This is a genomic window from Saccharopolyspora hattusasensis, from assembly GCF_050972075.1.
GTDB classification, from domain to species: domain Bacteria; phylum Actinomycetota; class Actinomycetes; order Mycobacteriales; family Pseudonocardiaceae; genus Saccharopolyspora; species Saccharopolyspora hattusasensis.
On sequence record NZ_JBPCDC010000001.1, the window covers coordinates 8206814 to 8222131 of the forward strand.

15 protein-coding genes are annotated in these 15318 nt (G+C 67.2%); 11 read left to right on the forward strand and 4 right to left on the reverse strand.

What is annotated here, in order from left to right; translation table 11 throughout:
• Window positions 1-9 precede the first annotated feature (9 nt).
• The 4 genes from ACRXBZ_RS38785 to ACRXBZ_RS38800 all read left to right on the forward strand — a co-directional run bounded on the left by ACRXBZ_RS38785 (window position 10) and on the right by ACRXBZ_RS38800 (window position 3372).
• Window positions 10-300: an ATP-binding protein gene (locus tag ACRXBZ_RS38785; protein ID WP_433883321.1), complete on the forward strand. Its 291-nt coding sequence runs from the start codon at window positions 10-12 to the stop codon at window positions 298-300.
• Between the two features lie 124 nt (window positions 301-424).
• A complete protein-coding gene (locus tag ACRXBZ_RS38790) occupies window positions 425-1483 on the forward strand; it encodes a tyrosine-type recombinase/integrase (RefSeq protein ID WP_433883322.1) in 1059 nt (352 codons plus the stop codon).
• A gap of 150 nt (window positions 1484-1633) precedes the next feature.
• Window positions 1634-3040, forward strand: coding sequence for a tyrosine-type recombinase/integrase (locus ACRXBZ_RS38795; RefSeq protein WP_433883323.1), 1407 nt, complete (start codon window positions 1634-1636; stop codon window positions 3038-3040).
• Window positions 3040-3372, forward strand: a complete 333-nt coding sequence (locus ACRXBZ_RS38800; RefSeq protein WP_433883324.1) for a hypothetical protein — start codon at window positions 3040-3042, stop codon at window positions 3370-3372. Before ACRXBZ_RS38795 ends, ACRXBZ_RS38800 begins: the two co-directional genes overlap by 1 nt.
• Before the next feature lie 2 nt (window positions 3373-3374).
• Here ACRXBZ_RS38800 and ACRXBZ_RS38805 read toward each other — a convergent pair whose 3' ends face one another.
• Window positions 3375-4325: an IS630 family transposase gene (locus ACRXBZ_RS38805; protein WP_433883325.1), complete on the reverse strand. Its 951-nt coding sequence runs from the start codon at window positions 4323-4325 to the stop codon at window positions 3375-3377.
• Between the two features lie 6 nt (window positions 4326-4331).
• On the opposite strand from ACRXBZ_RS38805, the gene ACRXBZ_RS38810 reads away from it, so the two are divergent.
• The 5 genes from ACRXBZ_RS38810 (at window position 4332) to ACRXBZ_RS38830 (ending at window position 9300) form a co-directional block, all read left to right on the forward strand.
• Window positions 4332-5870 carry a hypothetical protein gene (locus ACRXBZ_RS38810; protein WP_433883326.1) on the forward strand — a complete coding sequence of 513 codons (1539 nt, stop codon included), beginning with the start codon at window positions 4332-4334 and terminating at the stop codon, window positions 5868-5870.
• Window positions 5867-8053 carry a site-specific integrase gene (locus tag ACRXBZ_RS38815; RefSeq protein WP_433883327.1) on the forward strand — a complete coding sequence of 729 codons (2187 nt, stop codon included), beginning with the start codon at window positions 5867-5869 and terminating at the stop codon, window positions 8051-8053. Before ACRXBZ_RS38810 ends, ACRXBZ_RS38815 begins: the two co-directional genes overlap by 4 nt.
• Window positions 8050-8508, forward strand: a complete 459-nt coding sequence (locus ACRXBZ_RS38820) for a hypothetical protein (protein ID WP_433883328.1) — start codon at window positions 8050-8052, stop codon at window positions 8506-8508. Before ACRXBZ_RS38815 ends, ACRXBZ_RS38820 begins: the two co-directional genes overlap by 4 nt.
• Before the next feature lie 97 nt (window positions 8509-8605).
• Entirely contained in the window at window positions 8606-8815 is a 210-nt protein-coding gene (locus ACRXBZ_RS38825; RefSeq protein WP_433883329.1) for a tyrosine-type recombinase/integrase, read from the forward strand.
• Window positions 8812-9300, forward strand: a complete 489-nt coding sequence (locus ACRXBZ_RS38830; RefSeq protein ID WP_433883330.1) for a site-specific integrase — start codon at window positions 8812-8814, stop codon at window positions 9298-9300. Before ACRXBZ_RS38825 ends, ACRXBZ_RS38830 begins: the two co-directional genes overlap by 4 nt.
• A 54-nt stretch (window positions 9301-9354) precedes the next feature.
• On the opposite strand, the gene ACRXBZ_RS38835 is transcribed toward ACRXBZ_RS38830, so the two are convergent.
• From ACRXBZ_RS38835 to ACRXBZ_RS38845, 3 genes are read right to left on the reverse strand one after another with little or no spacing between them, the layout of a single operon-like run.
• Entirely contained in the window at window positions 9355-9936 is a 582-nt protein-coding gene (locus tag ACRXBZ_RS38835) for a hypothetical protein (protein ID WP_433882206.1), read from the reverse strand.
• Window positions 9933-12422: a tyrosine-type recombinase/integrase gene (locus tag ACRXBZ_RS38840; RefSeq protein WP_433882207.1), complete on the reverse strand. Its 2490-nt coding sequence runs from the start codon at window positions 12420-12422 to the stop codon at window positions 9933-9935. Before ACRXBZ_RS38840 ends, ACRXBZ_RS38835 begins: the two co-directional genes overlap by 4 nt.
• On the reverse strand, window positions 12419-13600 hold the full coding sequence (locus ACRXBZ_RS38845; protein ID WP_433883305.1) for a tyrosine-type recombinase/integrase: 1182 nt from the start codon (window positions 13598-13600) through the stop codon (window positions 12419-12421). Before ACRXBZ_RS38845 ends, ACRXBZ_RS38840 begins: the two co-directional genes overlap by 4 nt.
• 141 nt (window positions 13601-13741) lie before the next feature.
• On the opposite strand from ACRXBZ_RS38845, the gene ACRXBZ_RS38850 reads away from it, so the two are divergent.
• Both ACRXBZ_RS38850 and ACRXBZ_RS38855 read left to right on the forward strand, forming a co-directional pair.
• Window positions 13742-14248 (forward strand): tyrosine-type recombinase/integrase, encoded by a 507-nt coding sequence (locus tag ACRXBZ_RS38850; protein WP_433883331.1) that lies wholly within the window; start codon window positions 13742-13744, stop codon window positions 14246-14248.
• Window positions 14245-15234 (forward strand): tyrosine-type recombinase/integrase, encoded by a 990-nt coding sequence (locus ACRXBZ_RS38855; protein WP_433883332.1) that lies wholly within the window; start codon window positions 14245-14247, stop codon window positions 15232-15234. Before ACRXBZ_RS38850 ends, ACRXBZ_RS38855 begins: the two co-directional genes overlap by 4 nt.
• Window positions 15235-15318 lie beyond the last annotated feature (84 nt).

Here is a 15318-nt window from a genome sequence, read left to right on the forward strand (position 1 = left end):
GCAACAACGATGACAGAAGGTGATCAACCCTGCTCGTTGACGACGTTGATGAGAGCGCGTCAGCACCCGTGGATAACTTCCGGCACGGGCAAGAGCCACTTCGTCGAGGCCCTGGCACACGCGGCCATCGAAAACGACATGCGCGTCGCGTGGTTCACCCTGGAAACCCTGACCACCGCGGTCGGCAAAGCCAAAGTCGACGGCACCATAGCGCGCGCCATCAGCAAGATCTGCGGCTGCGACCTCATCGTCATCGATCTATGCCGAACCCGCGACTATGACGACAAATCCTGGCGTTGACCACGGAATCCCTTCTTGCGGTGGGTTTATTTGGCTCGTTTGGTCCTGGTTGATCGACATAGTTCCGCTGGTCGGTTGACGCTCTCGGTGTCGGGGCATGGTGCTCCGGGACGGAGGCGAGGTCATGCGAGGAACGCCACGGAGGAAGGCCGGTCTGCTCGCGCCGCAGGTTGAAGATTATCGGACCTGGTTGGCGCAGCACGGATATACGCCGCAGACCACCAGGAACATGCTCAAGGATCTAGGGCAGGTCGGGCTGTGGCTGGCACGAGCGGGGTTGCGGGTCGATGAGCTCAGCGAGGAGCGGCTTGAGGACTTTCTGGCCGTCCGGCGTGGTACCCGGCGCCGCGTCCCCGGAATACGCGGGATGGCACCTTTGCTGGCCTTTCTTCGCGAGACCGGAGTGGTCGCCCAGCCGCAATCCGCGCCGACTCCAATAACGACCTTGCTCGAACAATTCCGGTCCTGGATGGAGAAGGAACGTGGCCTGGCGACGCCGACGGTGCTGCGCTATGAGAACACCGCCCGCCGTTTCCTGACCGAGCAGGCGATGACCGGCGGGGACCTCACCCCGGCGCGGCTGAGCGGGGCGGATCTGAATGCCTTCCTGCTGCGGGAATGCGAACGAGTCTCGGCCGGGTCAGCCAAAGGACGCGTGGCGGAACTGCGGGCACTGATGCGATTCCTCCACCTGCGCGGTGCCATACCTCTTCGGCTCGGGTCGGCGGTGCCCCCGGTCGGCGGCTGGCGCTTGGCCGCAGTGCCGCCGACCATGACCGCTGCCGACGTCCAGCTACTGCTGGATCACTGCCCGCGTGACACCGCCGTCGGCGTCCGCGACTACGCGATCTTGACGGTGGTGGCGCGGCTGGGCCTGCGCTCGATCGAGGTGGCCAGACTGGAGTTGGGTGACGTGGACTGGCGAGCCGGGGAAATCGTCGTGCGCGGCAAAGGCCGTCGTGAAGACCGCCTTCCGCTGCCAGCCGAGGTCGGTGACGCGCTGGTCGCCTACCTTTCTGGTGACCGGCCCCGCCAGCAGGCCCGCCATCTGTTCCTGACCTGCCGCGCCCCACGCGGACCGATCCGGGCGGACCTGGTCGGCGATGTCGTCGAGCGGGCCTGCCTGCGAGCCGGCCTGCCCAGGGTGGGACCGCACCGACTGCGGCACATTGTCTCCGCTTAGTTCCCGTGTTGCGATTGGCCCTGAACGGGCTGGCGGCCTGGGTGTTTGGGTGTTGCGCCGGGCCGTGTGGTGTTTCTAGCGTGGCCGCTCGTGATCTTGAGTTTCTTCTCGTCACAGGGGTGGCGGTCCTGGGAAGTTGAGCATCGGCCGGTGATCCCGGAGGGGATGCCGTTCCTGGTTGATGATGATCTGTTGTTCGAGGACGGCCCGTCCGCGCCGCGTCCGGCGTCGGTGGTGAACCGGTGGTTACGGGAGCTTCCGGCCAGCGGGGCGCCGGCGCCGAGTTCGTGGGAGAACTACGCGCGGGCGGTCAAGGAGTGGGTCGAGTTTCTCGCCGAGCACGGGATCGGGTTGTTCGATACCCGTGAACGGTTGAAAGCCGGGCTGAGCCGGTATGCCGAGCACCGGGCGGCCGGGCCGGTGCGGGCGCGGTTCGCGGCGACCACGTGGGGCCAGCACATGAGCATCCTGTCGCTGTTCTACCGGTGGGCGATCGAGGAAGGGCTCGCGGCCGCAGAGCCGTTCACCTACCGGTCGGCACGGGCGATTTTCGCCGGGACCGGGCGGGATGTGCGGGTGAATCTGGCGGTGCGCCGGACTCCGAAGCCGCACGTGACCATCAAGTACCTGGAGCCGGACTTCATTGAGCTGTTCCGCAAGGGTTTGCGGGGCCTGGCGCCGGACGGTAGCCCTGACACCGGGTTCTCTGGCCGGGAGATGACTCGCAACGCCGCGATCGGCGACCTCGCGCTGTCGACCGGGCTGCGGCTGGGCGAGTTCACGCATCTGCTGCCGTGGGAGATCCCCGCGTTACCTCCGGCGCCGACGGCGATCCCGATCCCGTTCCCGGTGTCGGGCGGGATCACCAAGGGCCGCAAGTTCCGCACCACCTGGATCTCCTACGAGGCCCTGGCCGGGTTGCACGACTATTTGCAGCTTGATCGCGCGGCCGTTACCGATGGTTCAAGCTGGCGGCCACCACGACGCTGGGGCGAACCGCTGCAGGTGAGCGAACCGGATGAACGCGGCGGCCAGATCAACGGAGTCCGCCGGTCCTGGGGCTCGCTGACTCCGGCGGAGCGGCGGAGACTCGTGGCGCCCGCCGGCGGGTCGTGCCTTCTGGCGGTCAAGTGTGATGGTGGCCCGTTCACGGCGTGGGCGACGGTGTTCGAGCGCACCGCCGATCGGATCCGGGCCCGGTTCGAGCCGCGGTTCCCGCACGTCCACCCCCACCGGCTTCGCCACTGCTTTTCGATGCGAACCCTGGAATACCTTGTGACCGGCTACTACCGGCAGGCAGCGAAACTGGTGCGCGACACCGACGCCGACGCGGCGCTGGTGTTCTACCTGACCAAAGCTGACCCGCTGCTGGTGTTGCGAGACCTTTTAGGACACTCGACTGTCTTGACCACGGAAAAATATTTGAAACGCCTGGATACAACCAGGATCTACCGGCAAGCCTACGAAACCGCCGGTACAGAAGCGGGACTCATCGAGGAGGAAGGCACCGCGCAACGGGAAGCCGCCGCCGAGTTCGATGAAGGGGTGGAACTCTGATGCCGACGATGGTAGTCGACGATCCACTGAGCGTCAGGTGTGTGTTCAGCGACGGCAGCAGCGCCGAGTTCGATCTGGCGGGGTTGCCGAATCCCCGGTTGGCGCGCGATCTGGCCGTCGGGCTGGTCGAGCTGATTCATCCGCACGGCAGCGCCGACTCGGCAGGAACGGTCGATGCCTACGCCGGTGCTCTCCGCGCGATGGTTCGCGCGCTCACTCAACAGGGTTTTGCCGGGGACGCGAGCGAACTGAGCCGGGGACGGCTGGCTCAGTTCTGGATGGCTGGCCCCAGCCGCTTGGAAGCGTTATTGATCCGGGTGGCAAATGTATGATGTCAGGCGGCGTAGCGAACTTCGGGTTTGCCGAAGTAGGAGCGAACTCGGTCGGGCAGCTTCTGGAGGCGGTGAAGGAAGGAGCGGACCGCTTGTTTCAACTCGGCGCGGGTTTTCGGGGCTGTGCTGGTGGAAACGGTGCGTTTGAGGTCGGCATTGAGTATCTCGTCGGGGTTGAGTTCGGGGCTGTATCCCGGCAGGAAGTGCATCTCGATCGCCTCAGCGTGCTTGGTGATCCATTGCTGGATGGTCTTGCGGCGGTGGACGGGGTGTCCGTCAACGATCAGGTGGACCTTGCGGTCCAGATGGCGGGTCAGCCGGTCCAGGAACCGCAGGAACACCTTGCCGTTGAACGAGCCGGTGTAGACGGTGAAGTACAGCTCGCCTTTGTTCCCGATCGCGCACATGGCGTTCACGCTGAATCGTTTGCCCGTTTTGCCCACCACCGGTGTCTGGCCCGCCGGTGCCCAGGTGCGGGCTACGGTGGCGTCGGAGCGGATCCCGGTCTGGTCCAGCCACAGGATCTGTGCGCCCTCGCGGCGGGCGCGGGCGGCGATGGCCGGGTAGTCCTCCTCCAGCCATCGGCGTACGGACTCGGGGTCCTGTTCGTAGGCCTTGCGGATCGGTTTCTGCGGCGACAATCCCCAGGAACGCAGGTAGTTGCCGACGGTGCGCAGGTTCAACACGATGCCGTGGCGCACCCGGATCAGCTCGGCCACTGTCTTGCGGGTCCACACCAGGCCGGTCAGCCCGAACGTGGCCGGGGTGTGCTCGGCCACCGCATACCGCAGCTTGCGCTGCCGGCGGGCACTCAACGCTTTCTGCTCGCCGGGCTTGCGACCCCGGCGACGCCCGGTGAGACCCTTCGAGCCACGTTTCCGCCACGCCTGCACCCATCTGGACACCGACTGCGGGGCCACCGCGAACACCCGGGCCGCCTCGACCTGCGTCATCCCACCATGAACAGCAGCGACCACCCTGCGCCGCAGATCCTCCTGCGCCTCAGGCGACAACCTCCGCGTGTCCCGCACACCAGCGATCATGCCAGAACAACGAAGATCACACCTATAAGTTCCCGATCAATAACCCGCGCACTGGTGGAGGGATTCGCCCGGTCCGGCGGCAACCTCGGTGACGGCGTACTGGAGCTGGCAGCAGGCCGACACTTCAATATCCAGCCCAACCGTCGGCCGCTGCCACCTTATCCGGAGACTGAATGGCAGCGTCTCATCACCACGTGCCAAGAGGTGGTCGACGAGTCGTATGCGGCGCACCGCCGCGCGCTGGCCGCGATCCCACGAGGCGACCATCCGGCGGAGTCCGGCTGGACGTGGGAGAACTTCTGCTGGTTGCTGGCGCGGCTCGGCCCGGTCGGCACGCCGGCGTTCGCCCGCGAGATCGGCGTGACGCACAGCGTGTTTCACAACCGCCGGCCGCCGGCCTTCTATAGCGCCTTGCGGGCAGTCTTCCCGCACCTGGATGTCGTCATCGCCTACCGGCTGCTGTTCGGCATCTACTCCGGCATCGTCCCCGACGGCATCGATGATCTGGGGGTCAACGATATCGACTGGGCCGGTGACTCGACGGTCCTGCTGTCCTACGTCAAGCGCCGCACCACAGGCGAAAGCCTCAACCTGCCGCGTCCAGCGGTCCGTCTGCTTGAGCAGTGGCTCACGCACTCGTCACTGCTGCGCGGCCTGGTCGAGCCGGCCGACCGTGACCGGCTGTGGTTGGGGCTGAGTTACATCGGCAAGCCCTTTCTGATTCGTGAGATCGACCGCGTCGCTATTCAACGATGGGTCCGCCGCCACGACCTGCTCGGCACTGACGGCCGTCCGCTGAAGATCCATCGAGCCCGCATCCGCACCACTCACCATGCGATGCGTGAGAAGAGAGCGTGGACTGGCAACGCGCGCGCCACGATCGACCCGAACCACACGCCCGCGGTCGAAGGCGACCGCTACCTGTCGGCGACGACCGCAGGCCAACGGCACACTGTTGAGACGGTCATCGAGGACGCTCAGCACGACCTGCTCCGCCGAGCGCAGCCGCCCACGGTCATCACCGAGGAGGATGCTGTTGCACTAGCAGACGGCTATCCGCAGCTGATCGCAGCGATGAACATCGACGACGACACCATCCGGGAACTGGTCGGCGGTGCCCGCGACGTGTTCACCGCGGCCTGCGCCGACCAGCTCTCCGGGTTGCACGGCCCGGTCGGCAAGCCGTGTCCGGCGCGTCCGTGGGTCTGCCTGCTTTGCCCGCTGTCGGTGTTCGCTCCCCGGCACGTGGTGAATCTGTTGCGGCTCAAGGCGTTCTTTTCACGGCAATGGCAGCAGATGCCCGCCGCGCACTTCATGGCGGTCTTCGGCCCCTACGCGACCCGACTCGATCAAATCCTAGGCCGGTTCACCGCAGCTGAACTAACCGCCGCAGCTTCCGAGGTCGGCGACACCGACGACGAAGTCCCGCTTCGCCCAGAGGAAATCACCGCATGACTACATTCGCCGCCAGTAGCGGCTTCGACGACAGGCCTTCACCGTTCGCAGGCGACGATGTCTGCCTGCGGGCTGGGCTTGCGCTGCCTGATGGGACCCGCCGTCCCTTGTTCGACGACGACTTGTGGGACTTCACCGAGGTCATCGGGCTAGCGGTCCACATTCCCCTGTCGAACCGCCGCTTCAACTTCGCCTTGATCGGCGACCCGCGATGGCGCCTGGTCGCCAAAGAGCTGATCATGGCTGTTCTCGCTCCGCGGCACCCCGCCGTCGCCGAATTGCCGAAGGCATACCGCACACCGCTTCACCTGCGCAGCTGCATCGGACGGCTCAACGAGCTGACCCGGTTCTTCCGCTGGCTCGAACATCGACGCGTCGCCGAACTGGCCGACATCGACACCCACACCTGCGAGGCCTACCTGGCATTTCGGCGCTACATCCTCGACGAGGACGGCAGCGTTGTCGGTGAACAGAGTCCCGCCGTTCGGCGCGCTGCGGCACAGATCATCGTCGACCTGGTCAATTACCGAGACCTGTTCACCGCCGACCGCGTCCGCGGCGACTTTCGGCCCTGGGGCGGCGCATCAGCCTCCGCCGTCGCCGAAATGCGTTCCGGCCGTGACGGCAACACCACTCCCGCCGTCGCCGATGAAATCCTGCAGCCCATGCTCGCGGCGGCGCTGCACCTGGTCCAGGTGATCGGCCCGCACGCGGCCGCCTTGAACGAGCAGATACGCGAATACGACCAGATCCACTCGGCCAGGGCCACAGACTTGGACCGGGCCACCGCGACACCGGTCGACGACATCATGGCCATGTTGGCCAACTACACCACGACCGGCACGCCACTGCCCCAACACGAAGAACGCGAGATCGCCAAGAGACTGGCTGCGGGCTGGTCAGCCGACGACCCACTGTTGCCGGTTGCCACCGGTATCCTGGCCAGGCAGGCCGGTCGACGGCAGATCTTGTCTCGCTGGATGCCGCGATTGCGGGGACCACTCACTGACGCTGTCTCCACGGTCGGGACCGAGAAATTCTTCGTCCGCGACGCCGAAGACGCGCCGACCGCCGACGGCGCGACACGGCCATGGAGCCCGCCGCTGCACCGCTCGGAGGCCGTCGCCGTGGTCGGGATAGTCCGGACCGCCGCGATCATCGTGCTCGCCGCATCATCGGGGATGCGCAGCAGCGAGCTGATGGAACTGCGGGTCGGCTGCCGCCGCCCCGTCGAGGAACCCATCCCCGGGCTGAAGCGCTACCGCATCGCCAGCAAGATCGTCAAAGGTCAACCACTCGGCGGCACCGACGACGAATGGGTCGTGATCGAACCCGCCTTCCGAGCGGTGGAACTCGCCGAACAACTCCAGCCCGACCCGAGCGAAGGCACTCTTCTGTTCTCCCGCTTTGCTTTCAAAGTCCGCTACACCTGGTTCTGCAACTGGGTCAACTCCGCGGCAGGGCAACGCCTCGGCTTGGCCTCGATTCCCGAAGGCCCCGTTTCACTGCGCATGCTCAGAAGAACGATCGCCCTGGAATTGGCATACCGGCCGGGAGGGGTTCTCGCTGCAAAACTGCAGCTCAAACATATTGCAACCGCAACAACGGAAGGCTACGCGGCACGGCCGGGCGGCGCTCAAGCAGAGCTGCTGGCCGAGGTCAACAAGCACGAAGCCGACCGCAATCTTCAGCTGGTACTGGCCGAGTTCCACAACTACCGCAACGGCACCCGGCCTGCCGGCCCCGGCGCCCGCAGCCTGACTGAGTTCTTCGCCAGCATCGACGCGGACCTGAACGCCGAATCGGCTGCCTCGCCGAAGGTTCAGGCCAACGACCGCGACATCCTCAACTTGCTGTCAAAACGGGCCCAGGTGCTGCACCTGGGCCCGGCAAACTATTGCTGGTTCACCGATCCATCCCGCGCGCTCTGTCTCAAACTGGCCGGAACCCCGACCGCGACACGACCCATGATCGGCATGTGTGACTCCGCCCGCTGCCCTCAGGCCACCCACCACCAGGTCCACCGGCCGGTCTGGGCCGAACACGCCGAACGCACCAAGACCTTCCTCGGCCAACTCGGCAAGACCCGCGCCACCGAACGCCAGCGACTGACCACCGACCACACCCGCGCCCTGCGCGTCATCGCCGACATCGACACCGCCGCCAGCAAGGACCCGTCATGAGGATCAGTGCCGCCCAACGCGTTCACAACGAGAACCGCATCCGCGCCGCCATGGACCGACTGCTCCGCGGCGAAATCCCACCCGGCGGAGGCTGCGACATCAAAACCCTCGCCGCCCAGTCCGGCGTCGACCGCACCGCCTTCTACGGCAACCGGCCCTACGCGCACCTACGGGCCGAGTTCGAGCAAAGGCTTCAGCAACTGCAACACGCCGGCCAGACCCCGGACCCGAAAGCCGCGCAGATCGAACACCTGAAAGCAGACATCGCCAAGCTCGACGACCGTCTGGCCCAAGCGAATTCGACGATCGAGCAACTATCCGACTTCCGGACCCAAGCCCTGGCACAGCTCGCCGCCCAGCATGACGAGATCCTCCGACTGCGGGCCGCCGCTGCCCGGAACCCGAACGTCACCCACCTCCCGGCCAGCCGACAGAAGATCATCGGACGGTGCTGACACCACGCTCCGGCAGTGAAGTCGATCACAGGCGGATCGGCATTATCGCCACACACGCGCAAACCCGCGTCGCGAACGCAGCACCCGGAAATCGTCCATGCCAAACGCGACACGAACCCAACCGCACACGGCCACTGCGGACACAAGGCACTCCCTGGCCGGGGAGATGCTGCGCCACGGCGCGGGCCTGGTGGCGATCGGCCAAGTGTTGCGGCATCAGGACCTGGCGACCACCGCGCTCTACGCCAAGGTCGATTTCACCGCGCTCCGGGCTGTCGCAGCGCCGTGGCCAGGAGCGGCTCGGTGAGCCCGCTTCGAGCCGCTTTGGAGGACTACCTGCGGCTTCGTCGTTGCCTGGGACACCAGATGGCCGAGGCAGCCTGGCAGCTCCCGGACTTCGTCGAGTTCCTGGAAGGCCACGGGCAGCGCACCGTGACGATCCAGGCCACCCTGGCCTGGATCCAGTACCGCCAGGGCGAACAGGTCACGACCATGGCGCCACGGCGGATGACCGCGGTGCGCGGCTTCGCCCGATACCTCAGCGGCATCGATCCCGACACCGAAGTGCCGCCACTGGGGCTGCTGCCGCACCGCCAGCGATGGCGCCAACCGTTCCTCTACTCCGACGCCGATATCGCCGCGCTGCTGGCCGCGGCCGCCGCGATCGACCCGCCGCTGCGGGCGGCGACCTATCACACGCTCATCGGACTGTTGGCCGCGAGCGGTATTTTCTCCGCGGGTCCGCCCTGTGGTGGAGGTCGTTTCCTCGCGTTTGCGCAGCTCAGAGGCTGATGGTGATGATGTTATTGGTGCGACAGGTGTGGTGCAAGTGGCTGCTGGGGTTGTTCACCTGTTGGTGTTGGGGGCGTTGAGGCGGGTCATGAGTTCGCGGTTGGCGGCGCGGGCGGCTTCGAGGTCCTCGTCGCGTTCGGCGAGTTGCAGGCGTAGGTCGACGACCTGTTGTTCGAGGTGGGTGATCTGCTGGTGGAGGGCGTCGATGTCGGTTGGGGTGCCGAGTCCGGATTCGCGCCAGGCCTGCTCCCCGAGGGCCTCGGAGAGCCGCTTCTCGAGGTGTTGAACTCGTGTGTTGAGGCGGGCGGCGCGTTCGTGCGCGGCGAGCAGATCGGCTTGCAGCGAGGCCCGGGTGACCGCTGGCCCGGTGCCCTCGTCGGTGGCAGGTGGCTCGGCGTCGGCGGCGTGGATCTTCTCCAGCAGGTCACGGTGTCGGTAGAGAAAACTGCGATCGACGCCCGCGGCGCGGGCGATGGCGGATGCGCCGAGCTCGGAGCCCTCGGCGACGGCGCGGTCGAGGGCGGCCAGGACGCGTTGTCGACGACGTGCGGTGTCGGCGTGACGACCGTCGCGCATCGCTTGGGTTCTCCTGCTTGCCGGCATGGTGTTGACTGGCTGGCTCGTCGTGGCGGTCATGCGGTGGCCTCCGCGGTGGTAGCCGGCGCCGGGACTGCGGCGGTCCGGGCGGTGGGCATGCCGAGGGCAACGGCGTGCGCGGCGCGGTGACGGCGCACCACCGCGACCGCGTCGTGGATGCGGGCTTGCTCGGTCTGGTCCAGGTCGGCGAGGTCACCGTTGATGCGGTTGATCAGCTGCCGGATCCGGGTGATTTCCTCTTGCGTGGGGGTGGCGTCGAGGCGGGCCCACTCGTCGACCCCGTCGACGGTGGCGGCCAGCCGCTCACGGGTGTGCAGCAGGTCGTCGAGGTAGGCCTGTAGGTCGGGCAGGTGCGCAACCGTTGTCCGGAAGTGGGAACAGCCAACACATCGGAAGCGCACCGGGCAGGCTCCGCCCCCGGCCTGCACGTTGGATGGTTCGCTGCAGGTGCCGTAGGGCACGGCAACTTCCCCGATCGCGTAGCGAGCATGTTCAGAGTCCAAAAAGGACTGCGCGTCACGCCAGATCCGGTTGCCGTGCCGGTCGAAGCTGAGCGCGGTGACCGCGTCAACGGCGGCGCGGCGCCGATCTTCCCCGATGCGGTAGTAGCGCCGAGTCGCGCCCCAGTCCCGGTGATCAAGTAGCTCAGCCAGCACGTCGATCGGCACCCCTGCATCGGCATGGCGCTGGGCATAAGAATGCCGCCAGGCATATGGGGTGATCTTGGTCTTGTCGAACTCGGCGCCCTCGCGGGTGCGCAGCATCGGCAGCGCATCAACCCATTCGCGGTGGCGGTTGTCCAGCATGTCGATGCTGATCGCCTTGCGCCCGTCGGGATTACGGCGTGGTGAGGGCAGCAGTACCAGCCGGGCCGGTGGGATAGCGGGGAAGCGGGCCCGAACCCGGTCTTGCTGCTCGGTGATCACCGCGGCGGTGGCCTGGCTGATCGGCAGACGCCGGCCCAGCCGGTCGGCCTTGTGGTTGTCATAGACCAATACGGGGCCACCGTCCTTGTCGCGGTCCAGGCAGTCCAGCGGCAGGCCGAGGATGTCTTCGGGCCTGCGTCCGGTGTCGATACCGAGCTGGGCGGCAACCCTGACATCGACGGGCTCGAGGGTGGCGAGGTTGGCGCACAACGTGGCCATGATCTCCGGCGGCAGGTCCCGGCCGGGCTCACCGCGCTCGGGTTCGGCCGGGATGTCACTACGCCCGAGGGCGAAATCGCCGGGCAGCCCCGCCGCGGGCTGACCGGGCCGGGTCAGGCCCAGGGCGCGGATCCCGGCCAGGACCGCCCGCACGTCGCGGCAGAGGCAGTTCCGGCGGTAGCGGCTGATCTGATCGCTGGATTCCAGGTAGGCCAGCCGATTGAGGAATCCCTCGACGTCCCGGCGGCCCAGCGCGGCAGGATCGCCCCCACGGTCCGATCGGCAGCCGAGATACTCCGAGAGCAGCCCCAGCGCGTTGACCTTGCTGCGGACCCGGGCGGCGCCGCGGCCACGGTGGCGGGGCAGTTGCTCGGCCGCCCACCGCTTGACGGACCGGCGCAGCCACGGCTGCCCGATCCCGAGGAACGACAGGGTTCCGCGGTGACCGAAGATCGCCAAATCCCAGACATCCTTGCCCTGCTCGACACCGGGGTCAGCCAGCGCGCGACGAACATGCTGGGTCAGCGCGGTGAGCAACACCCGAACCGGCTTATCGCGGACAACCTCACCGTCCTCGATCGAGCCGACCTGTTGACGGCGCAGCGTGTCACAGAGCACCCGCAAACTCACCTGCGGGATCTGCGCCCCGCCACGGACACGCTGCTGGATGCCGAACAGCACCTCCACGGCCACCCGAACCGGCAGCGCTCGCAGGTTCACCTGCCCAGGCTCGGCCACACCCGATTCGATGGCCTGCCACTCCCGCTGATCCAGCTCGGGGTCGCTTCCCTGGGCCGCGCGCCAGCGCTGATAGTGGGTATTGCAGTAGCCGCACGCGCCGTCCGCCGCCCGGGTGCACGCCGCCACCTGGCACGGCCGCATCGGCGGGAAAGGTCGCACCCGCGGATCAGCCAGGAACTCCTCCAGCGACCTCCGCGGCCGCCGGACACGGAACTTCTTGGCGTGCGGTTCGCACAACACCGCATGCCGCATCGTCGGCACGCACTGGCATCCCGGCACCGCGCAACGCTCCGCCCGCGCAGGCTCTCCCGGCAGCTGCGCAGCAGCAGCGATCTCCTCGGCGCTCATCCCCAGCCCGGTCAACCGGGTGGAACAGCGGTGACACACCACGCGGAACCTGCTGTGGGCGGTGCCCTCACACCCCTGCGCCCGGCAGACCCGCCTACCCAGCAGCCGATGCTCCGCGGGTGGAGACAACACCCGCATCGCCGGGTCCCACCCCGCCTCATCCAGGAAGTCGCGCTCCACCATCGAGGCCAGGCGCGCCGCCGGGCCGTCCAACTTGACCCCACCCAACACGTGCGGGAACTCACGCGCATCCTCGGCGACCGCGACGGCGCGCGCCACGACGGTGCTCACCGACCCACCTCCGCCTGCTCGCGCGGGCTGGGCACCGCGTCCACCGCAGCCCGCAGGCGGGACGGGTCAGGATGCACGTACACACTCGACGAGGAGACCGCAGCGTGCCCCAACACGTCGGCGACCACATCGATCCCGGCGCCGGCATCCGCGAAATTGCTGCCGGCGGCATGCCGCAACTGGTGCGCGCGGACCGGCCCGTCGAGCCCCGCCCGGCGAGAGGCCGCCGCCATCAGCTCCCCGACCGCGTCCGGACGCATCGGCGCGCCGAGCCGGCCACGGAACAGATTGACAAACACATGGTCACTGTTCCTGGCCTGCGGCACCCTCATGCGTTCGAACTCGTAGGTGTCGAATGCCTGCACGACAAGGAAATCCAGCGGCACCGCCCGCTGACGGCGGGACTTCGCCCACGCCCCGTTCGGATTGTCCTCCCTGCGCACCACGTGCAGATGCGACCGAGACACCTCGCACCCCAGTGCACGCGAATCCATCAGCAAGTGGACATCGCTGCGGCGCAGCCCGCACACCTCCCCACGGCGCAGCCCTGCCCGAGCCATCAACAACACGATCAGCCGGTCCCGCGCCGAGCGGCACGCCCGCAACAGCGCGACAATCTCGGCGTCACTGACCCGATCGATCGTGGTTTCCGGCTCCCGCAACCGATGCCGCGCTCGCAGCCGCCACGCCATCCGCCCCTCCGCATCCCGAGCGGCCTCCGGCAGATCACGGTCGTCGGCCACCTCATAGAGCAGCGACACCAAACCAGCCGAGGCCTGCCCGGCGGCGACCGCGTGCACCACCAAGCCCCGCACCGCGGTCAGGATCGCGTTGATCCGTGACGGGGACCGCGCCAGCGCGGCGCCAGGACCCGCGAACACCACCCCACCGCTACCGGAGGCCTCAGCGCTCGAGGTGTCCGGCCCGGCATGAGCCAGCCAGGTAATGAACAACGCCATGTGTTCGATACCGGCCTGCCAGGACCGCCCCGTGCGGGCACACCACCGCAGGAACAACGCGATCGCATGCGCATACGCCTTCGTCGTGGACTCCGCCCCGTCGCGACCGAACCGCTGCTGCCGCAGAAAGTCATCGGCGACGGCCACCACCTGCAGATCCTCATCCAGTACCGTCCAATACTGCTGGCCGGACGGCAACCTCACCCGGAATGCCCGCATGCGTTTCTCACTCTCAAGTGGACAGTGTCGTGAACGACTACCAGCCACGAGCACCACACCCACGGAGAACCGCCGCACCACCAGCAAGATCACCCGGTTCAGGCGACATCATGCAACAGGGTCAGGAACCCGGGAGAAGGGATGCGGATTGGCGAGGCGATCAACCTCGACCGCGACGACATCGACTGGACCGAAGGCGTGCTGCGCATCCGCGAGTCCAAGTTCGGCAAGTCCCGGCTGGTGCCTCAGCAGACCAGCACCATGAAGGCACTGCGCGACTACGAACTGCTGCGCAACGAGGCGATACCGCGACCCCAGGATCCCAGCTTCTTCCTGTCCCGGACGAGAAAACGACTGATCTACGCCGTCGTCAGCCCGACATTCCGGCACTTGGTCAACGAAGCCGGCGTCGGCACAGCAGCCCCCCACCCTCCCCGCCTTCACGACCTTCGGCATTCCTTCGCGATCCGCACGCTGCTGCACTGGTATCGCACCGACGATAACGTCCAGGCCAGGATTCCGTCGCTGTCGACGTATCTGGGACACCGCGAACCAACCTCCACCTACTGGTACATGTCAGCGGCCCCCGAGCTGCTGGCGCTGGCCGCGGCACGACAGGAATCAGCCTGGAAGGCAGCCCGCTCATGACCCGGATCGCGCCCACGCTGCAAACGTTCTTCACCGACCGGCTTGTCCAGCAACGCGAAGCAAGCCCGCGCACCATCGCCGCCTACCGAGACGCCCTGCGCCTGCTGCTCGGCTTCGTCCAGCAACGAACCGGCACCGCGCCGGCCAAGCTGGACTGGGACGACTTGAACGCGGACACCATCTCCGCGTTCTTGAACCACCTGGAAGACGACCGAGGCAACAGCATCAGGACCCGCAACGTTCGGCTGACCGCGATCCGTTCCCTCTTCGCTTACGCCGCGCTGCAACACCCCGAACACGCCCGGCTCATCCAGCAAGTCCTGGACATCCCGCCGAAACGACACGACAAGCGGGCCGTGAACTTCTTGACTGCCGGGGAAATAGATGCGTTGCTTGACGCCCCGGACCAGTCACGCTGGGAGGGACGGCGGGACCGGGCCATGATGGCGCTGGCCGTTCAAACCGGCCTACGGGTCTCCGAGATCACCGGCCTGAACTGCGGCGACGTCACTTTCGGCGAAGGCGCTGCGGTTCGCTGCGAAGGCAAAGGACGCAAACACCGCGCCGTCCCGGTCAGCGACCCCATCCAAGTCCTATTGCGCTGCTGGCTGGACGAACGCGCAGGCAGCCCCGGCGACCCGCTGTTCCCGACCCGCACCGGCCGCCGCCTGAGCCGTGATGCCGTCGCGCAGCGCGTCGGCACCCATGCCGCGACCGCCGCCGATCGATGTCCATCCCTGCTGCACAAGAGCATCCACCCGCACGTCCTGCGACACAGTTGCGCAATGTCACTGCTTCAGTCCGGGGTTGACACCACCGTGATCGCGCTCTGGCTCGGCCACGCCGGTGTCCGCTCCACTGACGCCTACGTTCACGCCGACATGACCATCAAGGAAAAGGCACTGGCCCTCACGACGCCTGCGACCGCACGCCCCGGCCGCTATCAACCCACCGACAAGGTCCTCGCTTTCCTCGACGCCCTGTGATTATGCCGAGTCCCGCGCCACTGATAACCGCCGCTGCCATGTGTTCGAGCACGACGTTCGTCATAGTCGCGGGTTCGGCATAGG